Here is a 15,772-nt window from a genome sequence, read left to right on the forward strand (position 1 = left end):
TTTCATCCGTCCTGGTCGTGCTCATGCCATGCCGGCGAACTGGCGCGCCATGAACGCCCAGACCAGCGTCGACGCATCGGGCCCCGTCGGGTCGCTGTAGGCCACACGCGGCGCACCGCCGCTCCAGGCGTGGCCAAGGCCTTCGATTTCCCGCAGTGCCACTTGCACCCGACCGCGCGCACGGAACTCCGTCAAGCGGGTGGCGCGGCGCGCGCCGCGCTGCTGCATGCGTGGCGCTCCGGCACGCGCGCCCAGCGCCTGCGCCCACCAAGCGGCCGTGTGCTGCGCGCTGCGCACCGACACCACCGGATCCGACTCGCCATGCAGCAGCAGAAGCGGTGGCAGCATGGGCGGGGCCGCAGCAGGCAGCTCAGCGCCGGTTGCAACCTCAGGCCGGCGCGGCAGGCGATCACCGCGCATCGCCGCGAGCGCCGTCGCAGCCGAATCGGCACTGCCGGGCGCTGCACCTGAGTGCATGGCCAGCGCACAAAATCGCTGCGGCGCGCGCAGCGCGAGCCAGGCCGCCATGCTGGCACCGGCCGACATACCGGCAACACCAATGCGATCCGGGTGCACCGCATAGCGCCGCGCGACTTGGTCGATGGCGGCGAGTACGGTGTCGGCTTCGGCATCGGCGCGGCCGCTGCGGCGCTCAAACCAGTTCCAGCAGCCCTGCGCATTGGCCATGCGCTCCTGCTCCGGGTAGAGCACCAGAAAGCGCTCGCGCGCCGCGCGCTGGTTCATGCGCGTGCTGGCAGCAAAGCTGTGGCCGGTTTGGCCGCAGCCGTGCAGCATCACCAGCAGCGGCAGCCGCATGCGGCTGGCTGCAGTGACGCCGGGCGGCACATACAAGTGGTAGCGGCGTGCCCCGGCCGGCCCCGGCGCAATACCTGCCAGCCATTGGCCCAGCGCCGCAGGAGCCGGCGGCGCACGTTTTGCGGCGGCCGGTTTGGGCGCTTGGGGGCGCTTGCGCGCGGGCACCCGCAGCGGCGCAGCGGGGGTCCGCGCGGGCCGCGCCGCTCGGGCCAGGGCGCGAACTTGGCGCTGGTAGGCGCGCGCCAGTGCCAGCAGGGGCGAAGCAGGCCGACGCGCCATCAGCGAGGCACGCTACATACCCGAGACACGAACGCACCGGAGCCAGCGCAGGCGAGGGTTCGCAGGGGCAGCAAACGCTCAGCCCAGGGCCCGGCGCAAGAGCTGCAACCGGTTGGCGAGAACTTCGGTGTTGTCGTCGCCACGCACATGCGACAAGTAGGTTTCGAGATCGGCCACGGCCAAGCCAGGGTTGCCACACTCGGCGTGGGCCAGGCCGCGATCGCGCACTTCGTCCCAGGCGGCAGGAAGCAGCAGCACCAAACGCTCCTGCACCGCCAGCAAGCGGGCCCAGTCGCCATTGGCCCGGTGCACTTCCTTGAGGTTGCGCAGCATGCGCGCCATGATCTCGCGCGGCTGCGCGGCTTGCAGGTACAGGCCCAGCGGCGGCTCGCCCTCGGCACTGCCGCTGGGCTGGAACGGCTGCAGGCGCTCGACCAGTTCCTCGCGCGAGAGCGATTCGCCGGTAAAGGGATCGATCAGCACTTGGCCCCGTGGCAGCAAGGCCTTGACCATGAAATGACCGGGAAACGCCACGCCACGCACGTGCAGCCCCAGGGTTTGCGCCATTTCCAGCCACAGTATGGCCAGACTGATGGGAATGCCCCGGCGCGTACGCAAAACGCTGTTGAGATAGCTGTTTTCGGCGTCGTAATAGTCGTTGACGTTGCCCGCAAATCCCAGATCGGTGAAGAAAAACTGGTTCAGGGCGCGCAACCGGTCCAGCGCAGGCGCATCGCGCGCCACCTTGCGCGAGAGGCGCGCGCAGAGCAGATCCATGTCCCCCAGCAGGCCTTGCATGTCCAGCGCGGGATACTCGTCCATGGCGACGCTGGCGGCAGCCTCCAGCAAAGGAAACTGCGCGTCGCTTTGCACCAGCGAGGCGAAGTATTCGAGCGGCGTGGGAAGGGCAAAGCTCAACGACATGGTGCCATGGTAGCGCCAGGCCCACAGGTCTGCACGTAGGTCAGCGCCGCACTATCTCCGTACCAGTGCGCCCACCCGCAGACCCGAAATGCGCAGCACGCCGAAATACAGCACCGCAGCCACGGCCATCCAGGCGCCAAGCAAGAGCACGCGCTTGCCGCCGGCGTCGCCCAGGGCGATCCAGGGGAAATACGCCGACACCCACAACAGCATGGCGCCCAGGAGCAGGCTGGCAGCCACCACCTGCGCGCCAAACAGCGCCCAGCCGGGGGCCGGCTGAAAACTGCCCCGGCGCAGCAAGCCGATAAGCAGCCACAAGGCATTGACCAGCGCCCCCAGGCCAATGGACAGTGCCAGCCCCGCGTGGGCCATGCGCGGCACCAGCACAATGTTGAGTAGCTGCGTGATCACCAGCACGGCAATGCCGATCTTGACCGGCGTGCGCACATCCTGGCTGGCGTAGTAGCCCGGCGCCAGCACCTTGATCGCCACCAATCCCAACAAACCTGCGCCGTAGCCCGAGAGCGCCAGCGCGATCTCCGCCACATCGCTTGCCTGCAGCTCGCCGTGGTGGAACAGCGTCGCCACGAGCGGCGTGGAAAAGGTGAGCAGCGCCACAGCGCTGGGCACGGCCAGCAATACGACGATGCGCAGACCCCAGTCGAGCATGGCGGAATAACGTGCAGCATCGCCCTCGGCTCGCGCGGCGGTGAGCTGCGGCGTCAGCACCACGCCCAGCGCCACGCCCAGCAACGCAGTGGGGAATTCCATCAAACGGTCGGCATAGAACAGCCAGGTCACGCTGCCCGGCGCCAAATACGAAGCAATCTGGGTATTGATCAGCAATGAAAGCTGCGCCACCCCCACGCCCAGCAAAATGGGCGCCATCAGCGTAAGCACACGCCGCACGCCGGGGTCACTCCAGGCCTTGCGCAGGGCGGCAACGCTCAATCCAATGCGCGGGAGCAGCGCCAGCCGCAACAAAGCCGGCACCTGGATCGCCAGCTGCAGCACGCCGCCCAGCACCACACCGCCCGCCATTGCGTAAATCGGCTCAATGCCCCAGCCGCGAAACAGCGGTGCGCCAAACCAGGCGGCAGCAATCATGGAAAAATTAAGCAGGACGGGCGACGCTGCAGGCACGGCAAAGTGCTTCCAGGTGTTCAGAATACCCGCCGACAGCGCCACCAGCGACATGAAGCCGATGTAGGGGAACATCCAGCGCGTCATCAGCACTGCGCCGGCATAGCCTTCGGGGCTCTGGCGCAAACCGCTGGCCAAGGCCCAGACCAGCACCGGCGCCCCGATCACTCCCAAAATGCAGGTGGCCAGCAGGGCCCACGCCAGCACCGTGGCCACACTGCCGATCAACACGCGGGTGGCATCATCGCCTTGTTGGGCGCGCGTGGTCGCCAATACCGGCACAAAGGCCTGGCTGAAAGCGCCTTCGGCAAACAGCCGGCGAAACAGGTTGGGGATGCGAAAGGCGACGTTGAACGCGTCGGTCAGCGCATTGGCGCCGAAGATGGACGCCATGAGCAAGTCACGCACGAGACCCGTGATGCGGGACGCCAGGGTGAGCAGCGAGACGGTAGAGGCGGCTTTGAGCAGAGACACGGCTGCGAAGTGTATGCGCAGCCTTTGCCAGCCAAGTCGCAACGGCTGGTAAAACGTCCGCAGGCTATAATGTCGGGCTTCGCTGGCAACATCCTCAGACCCTAGGAATATTTACCATGGCATCCACCAAGCCCAAGAAAAAGAACCCACGCCTCGCGTCGGGCCGCAAACGCGTCCGTCAGGGCACCAAGCTCAACGCGGCCAACACCTCGCTGCGCTCCAAATACCGCACCGCCGTGAAGAACGTTGAAAAAGCCGTGCTCGCTGGCGACAAAACCAAAGCCACCGAACTCTTCGGCAAGATGCAGGCCGTGGTCGACACCATTGCCGACAAGGGCATCTTCCACAAGAACAAGGCAGCTCGCGACAAGAGCCGCCTGTCCTCCAAGGTGAAAGCCTTGGCACTCGCCGCCTGATCCTCTTCAGGCAAACAGCCCGGGTGGCCCCGCCACCCGCCGTTTGAAACGGGTGCGCTGCCAGCAAAGCAAAAAAGCCGTCGCAAGACGGCTTTTTTGTTGGGCGCAGCCCAAGCGCGCAAAGCGCGCCTTTGCTGGCACCCTGCTGATTCGGGGGACAGACCTGACGCGGCGGGAGCCGTGGCAGCTCTGTCCTCGACATTTCAGCGGATGTTTGCGCAAAGCGCGCCTTTGCTGGCACCCTGCTGATTCGGGGGACAGATCTGACGCGGCGAGAGCCGTGGCAGCTCTGTCCCAGGCACTTCAGCGGATGTTCGCGCAAAGCGCGCCTTTGCTGGCACCCTGCTGATTCGGGGGACAGATCTGACGCGGCGCAAACCGTGACCGCTCTGTCCCAGGCACTTCAATGGATGTTCAGGGCTTCGCCTCAAGGGGCCCGTCAGGCAGCAAACACGCCTCAGCCACCTGCAGATCGTTGTCGCGCGCAAAGTTCATCACGAAATCCCAGGCCATGGGCTCATAGTCGCGCAGCGCTGGGTAGACGACGACGCATTTCACGCCGTTGATGACCTTGGGAATGCACCAGGGCGAGTAACGCAAGTGGCTGCCCGGCTGCACGCCGCCGGGGCGAAAGCTGCTCATTACGCCCGCAAGGCGCTCGGCCCAATCGCTCGGACGGAAGGTCTTGCCACTGGACGTGATGCCCTGGATGAAGACTTCTGGAGACGAGGAATGGGCCATCGGCTGGGCAGTCGGTGTACGAGAAATACGTGTTGCGGCGCAGCAGGAATTCTAACTCTTATATAAGAGCTATCGCGATCTTCACGCCCCCCGCGCAGCACGCGCAGCTTGCAGCGACGCCCCAGGTGCATTGCAGTGATGCGCAATCGTCAACAGCGCAGCGCAGCATCCGCCCTAGAATTGCCTCTCATTTTTGCGCGCCGCTATGGCGCTGCACCCGTCCTGGAGAACCCCGCATGACCGCATTGATCGAGGCTGCCTCGCCCCACGTGATGAACACCTATGGCCGCGTGCCGATCGCGCTCGAGCGCGGCCAGGGCTGCCGCGTGTGGGACGTGAACGGCAAGGAATACCTCGACGCGCTCGGCGGCATTGCCGTCAACACCCTGGGCCACAACCACCCGCAACTCGTGCCGGCGCTGTGCGACCAGATCGGCAAGCTGATCCACACCTCGAACTATTACCACATCCCCGGCCAGGAGCAGCTGGCCGCCAAGCTGGTGCAGCTCTCGGACATGAGCAAGGTGTTTTTCTGCAATTCGGGGCTGGAGGCCAACGAGGCCGCACTGAAGATTGCCCGCAAGTACGGCGTGGACCGCGGCATCGCGAAGCCGCAGATCGTCGTGTACGAGAAGGCCTTCCATGGCCGCTCGATTGCCACCATGTCGGCCACCGGCAACCCGAAGATCCACAGCGGCTTCGGCCCGCTGGTCGAGGGCTTCATCCGCGTACCGATCAACGACATTGCCGCCATCAAGGCCGCCACCGAAGGCAACCCGGATGTCGTCGCCGTGTTCTTCGAGACGATTCAGGGCGAAGGCGGCGTGAACCCGATGCGCGTGGAATACCTGCAGCAGCTCCGCCAGCTCTGCGACGAGCGCCAGTGGCTGATGATGATCGACGAGGTGCAGTGCGGCATGGGCCGCACCGGCAAGTGGTTTGCCCACCAGTGGGCTGGCATCGTGCCCGACGTGATGCCGCTGGCCAAGGGCCTGGGCTCGGGCGTGCCGATTGGCGCCGTCGTCGCCGGCCCCAAGGCCGCCGACGTGCTGCAACCGGGCAACCACGGCACCACCTTTGGCGGCAACCCGCTGGCCATGCGGGCTGGCATTGAAACCATTCGCATCATGGAAGAGGACGGCCTGCTGGCCAACGCCGCCGGAGTGGGCGCGCACCTGATGGCGGCGCTGCAGCGCGAGCTTGGCGGCTTGCCCGGCGTCAAAGAGATTCGCGGCCAGGGCCTGATGATCGGCGTCGAACTGGCCAAGCCTTGCGGCGCCCTGGTGGCGCGCGCCGCCGAGGCGGGGCTGCTGATCAGCGTGACGGCGGAAAATGTGATCCGCATCGTGCCGGCACTCATCCTCACCCCCAGCGAAGCCGACGAAATCGCCACGCGGCTTGCCCCCCTGGTGCAGGCCCTGCTCGCAGAATGAAGCGCACTGTGCGCCCCATGCCATGAAACACTATCTCCAATTCAACGACCTCGACGCCAACGAGTACGCGTACCTTTTCGAGCGCGCCGCGCTGATCAAGAAAAAGTTCAAGTCCTACGAAAAGCACCACCCGCTGGTGGACCGCACGCTGGCCATGATTTTCGAAAAAGCCAGTACGCGCACCCGCGTGAGCTTCGAAGCCGGCATGTACCAGCTGGGCGGCAGCGTGGTGCACCTGACCACGGGCGACAGCCAGCTCGGGCGTGCCGAACCCATTGAGGACAGCGCCAAGGTCATCAGCCGCATGGTTGACCTGGTGATGATCCGCACCTTCGAGCAAACCAAGATCGAGCGCTTTGCCGAGCATTCGCGCGTGCCCGTCATCAACGGCCTGACCAACGAGTTCCACCCCTGCCAGATCCTGGCCGACATCTTTACCTTTCTCGAGCACCGCGGCATGGATTCACAAGGCAAGCCCGACCTGGCCTGCCTGGCCGGCAAGACCGTGGCCTGGGTGGGCGACGGCAACAACATGGCCAACACCTGGCTTCAGGCGGCTGAGCTGCTCGACTTTAAGGTCCATGTCAGCACGCCGCGCGGCTACGAAATAGACGAGAAAATGGCCGTTGGCGCAGGTGGGACAAGCGCTGGCAGCTATCAATTTTTTAGCAACCCGCTGGACGCCTGCAAGGACGCAGACCTGGTCACGACCGACGTCTGGACCAGCATGGGCTACGAGGCCGAGAACGAGGCGCGCAAAAAGGCCTTTGCCGACTGGTGCGTAGACCCGGAAATGATGGCCGCCGCCCGCCCCGAGGCCCTGTTCATGCACTGCCTGCCGGCCCACCGCGGCGAGGAAGTCACCGCCGAAGTCATCGACGGCCCCCAATCCGTCGTCTGGGAAGAGGCGGAAAACAGGATGCACGTGCAGAAGGCACTCATGGAGTACCTTCTGCTCGGCCGGATTGCATGAAATGCAAACGGGTGGCGCGCCAGCGCCAGCAGCCTGTTTCGGCGCAGGCACCTATCCGCGCAGCGGATGTGAAGCAGCCGCAGGCTGCGCGCCGAAGCCAAAACAGGATGCACGTGCAGAAGGCACTCATGGAGTACCTTCTGCTCGGCCGTATCGCGTGACGCGCGGCGTGCGGAAATCAATTGGAATCTGACCCCCATTCCTTGCATCCGTGCCTCTCCTGCGGGGCCTGCTGCGCAAGCTTTCGTGTGGATTTTTCGGTGGTCGAGCGCAGCGACCACGGCGGTAAGGTGCCCGATGGCTTGACGGTGGATGTCACCGATTCCTTCTGCCGAATGCGCGGCACCGACCACAGCCCCCCGAGGTGCGCGGCCCTGACCGGCACCGTGGGGCAGCGCGCGGCCTGTGCAATCTATGAGTGGCGCCCGTCGCCCTGCAGGGAATTTGCGGCCGGCTCGGACGCTTGCGAGCGGGCGCGCATGCGGCGTGGCATGGCGTCCTACCCCCGCTGAACCCGCTCCGACTCAGTCCACCGTCAGAATCGTGGACCCCGTGGTCTTGCGGGCTTCCAGATCGCGGTGCGCCTGCTGCACGTCGGCGAGCGCATAGCGCTGGGCAATATGGATCTTCACCTGCCCACTCTCGACGACCGCGAACAGTTCGTCCGCCATGGCCTGTGTGCTCTCGCGCGTGGAAATGTGGGTGAACAAGGTCTGGCGCGTCACATACAGCGAGCCGCGCCCGCCCAGCGAGGCCGGCGCAAACGGCGGCACCGGCCCCGAGGCGTTGCCGAAGCTGGCCATCAGGCCGAAGGGACGCAGGCAGTCGAGCGATTTTTCCCAAGTGTCCTTGCCCACCGAGTCGTAGACCACCTTCACGCCTTGGCCCTGGGTGATTTCCTTGACCCGCGCGGCAAAGTCTTCGGTGCTGTAGTTGATGGCATGCGCCGCGCCGTTGGCCAGTGCAAGCTGGCATTTGGCGTCCGAGCCAGCGGTGGCGATCAGCTCCAGACCCAGGGCGCGCGCCCACTGGCAGGCAATCAGGCCGACGCCGCCTGCAGCTGCATGGAACAGCACCGCGTCGCCGCGCTGCAGTCCTTGCACCGGCAAGGTTTTCTTCAGCAAATACTGCGCCGTCAGTCCCTTGAGCATCATGGCCGCGCCGGTCTCGAAACCGATCGCATCGGGCAGGCGGCAGACGCAGCGCGCCGGCATCACGCGCTCGGTGCTGTAGCTGCCGGGCGGGTTGCTGGCGTAGGCCACGCGATCACCCACTTTCAGATGCGTGACGCCCTCGCCCACAGCCTCCACCACGCCGGCCGCCTCCATGCCCAGTTGCAGCGGCATCGGGAATGGGTAGAGGCCGGTGCGCTGGTAGACGTCGATGTAGTTCAGGCCAATGGCATGGTGGCGCACGCGGATTTCCCCCGCCGCCGGATCGCCCACCTGGACTTCCACCAGTTGCAGTTCTTCCGGGCCGCCGTTCTGGCGAATCTGTATGGCAAGGCTCATGGGGGGCTCCTGTGGGTTCTGTAAAGCGCCTTGCATGCTGCCATGTTTTTGCAAGCTGCGCCTCGACAGGGCCGCTACAGTCAAGGCATGCAAGAAAAGCTTGGGGGCCGCACGGCGGCACTGCTCGTCATTCCGCCGCTGCTGTGGGCCGGGAACGCCGTGGTGGGGCGCATGGTGCACGACATGGTGCCGCCGCTGACGCTGAATTTTTTGCGCTGGCTGATCGCCTTTGCCCTGCTGCTGCCCCTGGCCCATCAGGTCCTGCGCCGGGACAGCGGACTTTGGGCGCACTGGCGCCGCTACGCACTGCTGGGGCTGCTGGGAATCGGGCTCTACAACGCGTTTCAATACATGGCGCTGCAGACCTCGATGCCGATCAACGTGACCCTGGTGGGCTCCAGCATGCCGGTGTGGATGCTGGTCGTAGGGGCCTTGTTCTTCGGAACGCGCGTCACGCAGCGCCAGTTGATTGGCGCCCTGCTTTCCATGGGTGGCGTACTGCTTGTGCTCAGCCGCGGCGAATGGGGTGCGTTGCTGGCGCTGCGCCTGGTGCCGGGCGATGTGTTCATGCTGATTGCCACCATCTGCTGGGCTTTCTATAGCTGGTTGCTGGTAAAAACCAGCGAGCCTGTACGCCTGCGCGGCAACTGGGCCGCCTTTCTGATGGCGCAACTGGTGTTTGGTCTGGGTTGGTCCGGCCTGCTTGCAGGCGGCGAATGGGCCACGGGACGCACCGAGATCGACTGGGGCTGGCCACTCGTTGCTGCCCTGGCGTTCATTGCGATCGGCCCTGCCGTGCTTGCCTACCGTTGCTGGGGCATGGGAGTGCAGCGCGCCGGCCCCACGGTGGCGGGCTTTTTTGCCAACCTCACACCGCTGTTTGCCGCCTTGCTGTCGGCCGCTTTTCTGGGCCAGGCGCCCCATGCCTACCATGCGGCCGCTTTTGCGCTCATCGTGGGCGGCATCGTGGTGTCTTCGCGGCGCGCGTAGAGCGCTGCTGCGTTTCCGGCCGATCGACCTCTCAGACGCCCTCAGGCGCGGCAAAACACAAACGCCCCTTGCCGGCGCGCTTGGCGGCATACATCGCCTGGTCTGCGCGGTTCATGAGCAGCTCCAGCTTGCCTGGAAGCGGTGGGTGCATCGCCACACCGATGCTTGCACCAATCTGCAGGTTTTTCCCATCGACGACCATGGGCTGGTTCAACGCTTCGATGATGCGCTGGCCAATGCGTGCGGGTTCGAGCAGCGTCACGTTCTTGTCGAGCATGACCAGGAACTCGTCGCCTCCCAGCCGGGCCACGGTGTCGCCCTCCCGCACACTGCGCAGCAGGCGCTGAGCGACGATGCGCAGCACTTCGTCGCCGGCCTGGTGGCCTTGCTGGTCGTTGATGTGCTTGAACCCGTCCAGATCGATGAACAGCAGTGCCAGCAAGTCGGCCGGAGGCCGCATCTGGGCCAGCGCTCGCTCCAGGCGCTCATGAAAAGAGGCGCGGTTGTCCAGGCCGGTCAGCGCGTCGTGATTGGCCTGGTGGTGTTGCTGGCGCGCAATCTGCACCCGCGCAGAGACGTCCTGCACCAATGTCATGATGGAAGTGACCCGCCCGGTGGCGTCTGTCAGCGCCGAGTTGAACCACTCGGCATGGATCTCGGTGCCATCGCGCCGCACAAAGGAGTTTTCTTCGCGGTTCTGCGATTCCTGTCCGCTCTGCAGGCGCTGCAGGGCCTGGTTCAGGCGCTCGTCCGTCACATCCAGCAGTTCCAGCAGCAAACGGCCCTCGACGAATGCCAGATCGTCCCAGCCCATCAACTGAACGGCACGCTCCGAGCAGTGGAGCAAACGCAGTTCGTGGTCCATCTCCAGCACGGCCAGCGGGCTGTTGTCGATGTGTGAGGACAGACGCTGGTTGGCCGCACGCAGCGCGTTGAAAGCGACCTGCAATTCGTGCACATCGATGGCTGAAGTCACAAAGCCGGCAATGGCACCCTGGGGATTGCGCGCCGGTGTCAGGCAGATGGTGCGCCACTCCTCAGCGCCGTAGGGGTTGGTGAGCAAGCGCTGGTATTCCAGCCGCTCGCCGGCCTGCACGCGCTCGACCAAAGGCAGGATGCGAACCGCATCGGCCTCGCCGTACAGGTCGGCAATGGTCTTGCCAATGATTTGCGAGGGCTCGGTCCCAAACCAGCGCGCGTATTCGTCGTTGCAGTACACCAGGCGCAATTGCAGGTTGAAGACCGCCACCGTGGCACCCACGTCGCGCGTGATCACCGCCAGCAGTTCTGCATCCGAGAGGCCCAGCGACAGCGAGCCGGCCACGTCAGGCGCAAGCGTGGAGGCCTGCGTCATGCGTGCCCCATGGCCAGGCGCAGCAGTGCAGCCTTGGATGCAGAGCGCCATGCTTCAGAAACCGCGATCATGGGAGCCGTGTTCGAAAATGTAAGCGATTGTTCAAACCAGCTTAGCAGCTTTCTGCGAAGTCTGCCCCGCAGACGCCCCGCTGCCCCGGCGGGCTGCGCGCCGTTCGCGCCCGTGCAAAGCCATTTCGCGGCGCCGTTTGCGTGTTTCGTCGCAAGGCGCTGGGCAGCAGCCGCTCCCAAGCCGACAGTCGCGGTCATCTTCCTTGATTTCGAAAGACTCCATCATGCTTCTCACCATCGCTACCCAGCAGCCGCGCATGCTGCTCACCATCGTCTTGCACACCCCCACCTGGGTGTGGATGCTGCTTGCCGCCCTGATCTGGCTGGGCGCCAGCCAGATGTTTGCACGCCGCGCCGGCCTGCGCCGCGTGCTGCTGATGCCGATCGCCATGGCGGTGTTTTCTGCCTGGGGCATGGGTTCGGCGTTTGGCGCAGTGCCGCAGATCGGAGAAATTCTGGCGGTCTGGCTGGTCGCTGCCTGCCTTGTAGCGGCGCTCTCGCTCTGGCTGCACGGCCGCGCTCCAGCAGGCACGCGCTACGAAGCCTCCAGCCAGCAATTCCATTTGCCGGGCAGTGCCTGGCCGATGGTCCTCATCGTGGGTATCTTCCTGGTGAAGTGGGTGGTGGGCGTGGAACTCGCTTTGCAGCCACCGCTGGCGCACGACAGCCAATTTGCCCTGCAGATTGCCCTGGTGTATGGCGCATTCAATGGCGTTTTTGCCGCGCGCACCGGGCGGCTGCTGCGCCTGGCCAAGGCCGGTACCCACGCACACCCCATCGCCACCGCCTGAAGGAACGCACCATGGCGCGTGCCCCATTCCCCCTGAGTTCCGAAGCACTCGAACGCCTGGCGCAGCGCCGGGCCAAGGCCAAAATGGGCTGGTACGCGCACGCCAGTGTGTACGTTCTGGTCAACCTGTTGCTGGTTACCTTGTCTGTCGGCAGGGGCCACTACTGGGCCGTGTTCCCGGCGCTCGGCTGGGGTCTGGGCCTGCTGATCCACGGTGTGGCGGTGTTTTTTCTCTCCGGCGGCAGCGACTGGCACGAACGCATGGTGCAAGCAGAACGCGAGCGGCTTGCGCGGCGCGGGCAAGCTGGCTGAACCGCCGCCCACATCCCGGAACGCATCGGCTTCTCCCTGCCATATGCGTGCAGCGCACAGAACCAAGACTCCTCGCATGACGCAACCGAACCATTCCACACCACGTCGCAACGGGCCTCGCCGCAGCGTCGCACTGCTCTTGATCGCGTCCATTGTGGTCCCCGCAGTGCTCGCCGCCGCAGTGGTCTGGGGTGGTCCCGGTGCCATTGCGCCGCTGGCCAGTATCAACGACCCCTTTCGGGGGTGGATTTCAGCAAGGTTCCGCGCGCGCAGTACTACACCGCCCGTGATGGCACAAGGCTCGCATGGCATGGCTACACCCCCACGCCGACGCCAACCAGCACCACTTCGCGCCGCGTGGTCCTGGTGCATGGCTCTTCGGCGCGCGGGCAGTCGATGCACGTGCTGGCCCAGGCGCTGGCGGCCGAAGGGTATGCCGTGGCGGCACTCGACATGCGCGGGCATGGCGATTCGGGGCCGCGCGGCCAGATCGGCTACATCGGCCAACTGGAAGACGACCTGGAGGATTTCATGCACGCTGTGCCGCATTCCGGGCCACAGACGCTGATGGGCTTCTCGTCGGGAGGCGGTTTTGTGCTGCGTTTTGCCGCAAGCCCCCGGCAAGCACTGTTCGAACGCTATGTGCTGCTCTCGCCCTTTCTGCACCACAGCGCGCCCACCAACCGGCCGGGCAATGGTGGCTGGGTCTCGGTGGGTCTCCCCCGAATCCTTGCGCTGACCGCGCTCAACCGGATCGGCATTGCCCGGTGGAACGATCTCCCGGTGCTGCGTTTTGCGCTGAACGAGCAAGCGCGCCACATCCTCACGCCCAGCTACTCGTATGCCCTGGCCACCAACTTCCGTCCGCATGACGACTACCTGAACGATATTCGCAATGCGCAGGGCAGGCTTTGTATCGTGGCGGGACGGGAAGACGAGCTATTCCAGGCCGAACGATTCGCAGGGGTTTTCGAGAGCGCCGGGAAAACGGTGCCCGTCACCCTGGTGCCGGGCGTCAACCACATGGGTTTGACGCTCGACGCCACCGCCGTGCGCACGGTGGCGCGGGCATGCAAAGACTGAACACTCGCCCTTGCCTAGAATTCCGCTCGACATGTCCACACATCTAAGCCCCGAAGCCATTGAACAACTGGCCCGCCGACGCGCCGGCGCCAAGCTCGGCTGGTACATCCACGCCCTGGTGTTCACGCTGGTGAATCTGGGCCTTTTCGCCATATCACGCTATGGATTTGGCGATCGGCCCTGGTCTGTTTTTCCGCTGCTGGGCTGGGGCCTGGGGCTGGCATTGCACGGCATCTCGGTATTTTTACTGGGCACGGGCAGCGGTATCCGCGAGCGCATGGTGCAAAAGGAGCGCGAGCGACTGCAGCGCGAACGCGGTGGACACTGACACGGCAACCAAAGCGGCACCAGCCCCAAAAATCGACTGGATCGATAAGCTGCGGTATCTGCTGCAGACCCTGGCCTTTTCCCTGGCCATCGCAGCGATCCAATATGCCATCCGGCCCGAGCGGCCCTACGAGTTTCCGTTGGTCTATTCCCTGGCCATCGGCAGCCTGACCTGGGCCTGCATCGATTTCGGGCGCCATCTGTTCCCCTCCAGATCCGCTACAGGCTGGCCCGCCGGTTGGGCAGGCGTTGCGCTGCCTGCCTGCGGCATGGTGCTGGGCTACCTGGGCGGCACAGCGCTGGCCGACGCGTGGTTTGGGTTTTCCTCGTGGGAAGCGAGCGGCCGGGCGCAACTGCGGGTTTCGGTGGTCATCACGCTGGTGGCCGGGCTTGCAGTTACCTATTTTTTCTACACCCGGGGCAAAGCGGCCTACCTGCAAGTACACGTGGCTCAGGCCCAGCGCGATGCCACCGAAACCCGCCTCAAACTCCTGGAAGCGCAGCTTGAGCCGCACATGATGTTCAACACACTGGCCAACCTGCGCGTGCTGATTGCCACCGACCCGCCGCGCGCCCAGGCCATGCTGGACCACCTGATTGCCTACCTGCGCGCCACGCTCGGCGGCGCGCGTTCCACGCTGCACCCGCTGCAGGATGAATTCGCACGCCTGGCCGACTACCTCGAAATCATGGCCGTTCGCATGGGTCCGCGCCTGGCCTTCACGCTGGACCTGCCCGACGCGCTGCGGGCTGTGCCCGTGCCGCCGCTGCTGCTGCAGCCATTGGTGGAAAACGCCATCCGCCACGGGCTGGAACCTCAGGTGGCTGGCGGCCAGATCGATGTGCGCGCCAGCACCCGGCCCGGCCCCGCTGGATCGTTGCTGGTGCTGGAAGTGGTGGACAGCGGCGTGGGACTGGGCGCGGCGCCAGCGCACGACACGGACCGCCCCGGAAGTCACTTTGGCCTGACGCAGGTGCGCGAGCGCCTCGCCACCCTGTACAGCGCACAAGGAACTCTTGAATTGATAGCTGGAGAGGCCCATGGGACTTGCGCTAGAGTCACTTTTCCTTTGAATTCTTCCACCCCATGAACCTCCCTGCCCCCCACGCCCTGATTGCCGAGGACGAGCCCTTGCTGGCCGCCGCCCTGCAATACGAACTGGCCCAGGCTTGGCCCGAGCTGCAGGTCGTAGCCACGGTGGGCGATGGCCTGTCTGCCGTGCGCGAAGCGCTGGCCTTGCGGCCCGAGGTGCTGTTCTTCGACATCCGCATGCCCGGCCAGAGCGGGCTGGACGCCGCCGCCGAACTGGTGGACGCCTGGCCGGACGGCCAACCCTTCCCGGCGCTGGTCTTTCTCACCGCCTACGACCAGTACGCCGTGCAGGCCTTCGAGGCGCAGGCGGTGGACTATTTGCTCAAGCCGCTGCAAGCCGGGCGCTTGCAAAAAACCGTGGCGCGCGTGCGGGCGCTGCTGGCCGCACGCAGCGGCGCCGCACCCCTGCCAGAAACCACGCTCGCCCAGCTGCGCAGCCTACTGGGCGCCGGACTCGCCCCTGCGACGGGCGCCGCGCCCACCGGCGGCCCGCTGCGCTTCATCCAGGCCGGGCACGGCAGTCGCATCGACATGGTGCCGGTGGATGAGGTATTGGTCTTCGAAGCGGCCGACAAATACGTGCGCGTGCTTACCGCCAGCCGCGAACACCTGATCCGCACGCCGCTGCGCGAACTGCTGGCCCAGCTCGACACCCAGCAGTTCTGGCAGATCCACCGTGGCACGCTGGTCCGCGCCAGCGCCATCACCAGCGCGGTACGAAGCGACAGCGGCAAGCTCACACTGCAGCTGCATGGCCGGCCGGAAGCGTTTGCCGTCAGCCGGCTGTATGCGGCGCAGTTCAAGGCCATGTAGTTCCCTTGCCCAATCCAGCGTGAACGCGAAGATCAAGCGCAGACCGACGTGCTGGCTCAGCGAAGCCGACGAAGGAATCGTTTGATCTAGGGCCTCAGGCCCTAGAAATGGAATTGCTTCGAAAAGACCTGTCTTTTCAGGCTTGACCGGATATCTGCGACGGGTTCCACTTCCGATCAGACCCACAGAAAGCCTGTTCTCAAAGACATGCTCCGCGCGCCTTCAGCGG

The 15,772-nt window shown here is 65.4% G+C and carries 17 protein-coding genes; 11 read left to right on the forward strand and 6 right to left on the reverse strand.

The genetic code is table 11. The features are described 5' to 3' along the window. Window positions 1–21: 21 nt before the first annotated feature. The 3 genes from C6571_RS01845 to murJ form a co-directional block, all read right to left on the reverse strand. Complete coding sequence (locus tag C6571_RS01845; protein WP_106445188.1) at window positions 22–1,095, reverse strand: extracellular catalytic domain type 1 short-chain-length polyhydroxyalkanoate depolymerase; 1,074 nt, start codon at window positions 1,093–1,095, stop codon at window positions 22–24. A 78-nt stretch (window positions 1,096–1,173) separates the two neighbouring features. Next, the gene (locus tag C6571_RS01850; RefSeq protein ID WP_106445189.1) at window positions 1,174–2,019 is read right to left on the reverse strand and encodes a SirB1 family protein; all 846 of its coding nucleotides are present in this window, start codon (window positions 2,017–2,019) and stop codon (window positions 1,174–1,176) included. Between the two features lie 51 nt (window positions 2,020–2,070). Further along, a complete protein-coding gene (murJ, locus tag C6571_RS01855; protein WP_106447978.1) occupies window positions 2,071–3,636 on the reverse strand; it encodes a murein biosynthesis integral membrane protein MurJ in 1,566 nt (521 codons plus the stop codon). A gap of 116 nt (window positions 3,637–3,752) precedes the next feature. Between murJ and rpsT the strand changes: the two genes are divergently transcribed. Continuing rightward, window positions 3,753–4,052, forward strand: coding sequence for a 30S ribosomal protein S20 (gene rpsT, locus C6571_RS01860; protein ID WP_106445190.1), 300 nt, complete (start codon window positions 3,753–3,755; stop codon window positions 4,050–4,052). A 414-nt stretch (window positions 4,053–4,466) separates the two neighbouring features. Here rpsT and C6571_RS01865 read toward each other — a convergent pair whose 3' ends face one another. Continuing rightward, the gene (locus tag C6571_RS01865) at window positions 4,467–4,793 is read right to left on the reverse strand and encodes a DUF3579 domain-containing protein (protein WP_106445191.1); all 327 of its coding nucleotides are present in this window, start codon (window positions 4,791–4,793) and stop codon (window positions 4,467–4,469) included. A 236-nt stretch (window positions 4,794–5,029) separates the two neighbouring features. On the opposite strand from C6571_RS01865, the gene C6571_RS01870 reads away from it, so the two are divergent. The 3 genes from C6571_RS01870 (at window position 5,030) to C6571_RS01880 (ending at window position 7,711) form a co-directional block, all read left to right on the forward strand. Beyond that, entirely contained in the window at window positions 5,030–6,226 is a 1,197-nt protein-coding gene (locus C6571_RS01870; RefSeq protein WP_106445192.1) for an aspartate aminotransferase family protein, read from the forward strand. Window positions 6,227–6,248: 22 nt separating this feature from the next. Then, window positions 6,249–7,199 carry an ornithine carbamoyltransferase gene (argF, locus tag C6571_RS01875; protein WP_106445193.1) on the forward strand — a complete coding sequence of 317 codons (951 nt, stop codon included), beginning with the start codon at window positions 6,249–6,251 and terminating at the stop codon, window positions 7,197–7,199. A gap of 182 nt (window positions 7,200–7,381) precedes the next feature. Continuing rightward, complete coding sequence (locus tag C6571_RS01880; protein ID WP_106445194.1) at window positions 7,382–7,711, forward strand: YkgJ family cysteine cluster protein; 330 nt, start codon at window positions 7,382–7,384, stop codon at window positions 7,709–7,711. 12 nt (window positions 7,712–7,723) lie between these two features. Here C6571_RS01880 and C6571_RS01885 read toward each other — a convergent pair whose 3' ends face one another. After that, complete coding sequence (locus C6571_RS01885) at window positions 7,724–8,710, reverse strand: quinone oxidoreductase family protein (RefSeq protein ID WP_106445195.1); 987 nt, start codon at window positions 8,708–8,710, stop codon at window positions 7,724–7,726. A gap of 87 nt (window positions 8,711–8,797) precedes the next feature. Here C6571_RS01885 and C6571_RS01890 point away from each other — a divergent pair, with 87 nt between their 5' ends. Further along, complete coding sequence (locus tag C6571_RS01890; protein ID WP_106447979.1) at window positions 8,798–9,700, forward strand: DMT family transporter; 903 nt, start codon at window positions 8,798–8,800, stop codon at window positions 9,698–9,700. 31 nt (window positions 9,701–9,731) lie between these two features. Here the strand turns inward: C6571_RS01890 and C6571_RS01895 are convergent, their stop codons facing one another. Further along, window positions 9,732–11,054, reverse strand: a complete 1,323-nt coding sequence (locus C6571_RS01895; protein ID WP_106447980.1) for a diguanylate cyclase domain-containing protein — start codon at window positions 11,052–11,054, stop codon at window positions 9,732–9,734. A gap of 295 nt (window positions 11,055–11,349) precedes the next feature. Here C6571_RS01895 and C6571_RS01900 point away from each other — a divergent pair, with 295 nt between their 5' ends. The 6 genes from C6571_RS01900 to C6571_RS01925 all read left to right on the forward strand — a co-directional run bounded on the left by C6571_RS01900 (window position 11,350) and on the right by C6571_RS01925 (window position 15,543). Then, a complete protein-coding gene (locus C6571_RS01900; protein ID WP_106445196.1) occupies window positions 11,350–11,916 on the forward strand; it encodes a DUF6622 family protein in 567 nt (188 codons plus the stop codon). A gap of 11 nt (window positions 11,917–11,927) precedes the next feature. Beyond that, window positions 11,928–12,227, forward strand: a complete 300-nt coding sequence (locus C6571_RS01905) for a 2TM domain-containing protein (RefSeq protein WP_106445197.1) — start codon at window positions 11,928–11,930, stop codon at window positions 12,225–12,227. Between the two features lie 243 nt (window positions 12,228–12,470). Continuing rightward, the gene (locus C6571_RS01910; protein ID WP_245901357.1) at window positions 12,471–13,310 is read left to right on the forward strand and encodes an alpha/beta hydrolase; all 840 of its coding nucleotides are present in this window, start codon (window positions 12,471–12,473) and stop codon (window positions 13,308–13,310) included. A 31-nt stretch (window positions 13,311–13,341) separates the two neighbouring features. Further along, window positions 13,342–13,638: a 2TM domain-containing protein gene (locus C6571_RS01915; RefSeq protein WP_106445198.1), complete on the forward strand. Its 297-nt coding sequence runs from the start codon at window positions 13,342–13,344 to the stop codon at window positions 13,636–13,638. Beyond that, window positions 13,628–14,728: a sensor histidine kinase gene (locus C6571_RS01920; protein ID WP_211300687.1), complete on the forward strand. Its 1,101-nt coding sequence runs from the start codon at window positions 13,628–13,630 to the stop codon at window positions 14,726–14,728. The genes C6571_RS01915 and C6571_RS01920 overlap by 11 nt, the downstream gene beginning before the upstream one ends. Next, window positions 14,725–15,543, forward strand: coding sequence for a LytR/AlgR family response regulator transcription factor (locus C6571_RS01925; protein ID WP_106445199.1), 819 nt, complete (start codon window positions 14,725–14,727; stop codon window positions 15,541–15,543). Before C6571_RS01920 ends, C6571_RS01925 begins: the two co-directional genes overlap by 4 nt. Window positions 15,544–15,772 lie beyond the last annotated feature (229 nt).

Source organism: Simplicispira suum, assembly GCF_003008595.1.
Taxonomy (GTDB): Bacteria; Pseudomonadota; Gammaproteobacteria; order Burkholderiales; family Burkholderiaceae_C; genus Simplicispira; species Simplicispira suum.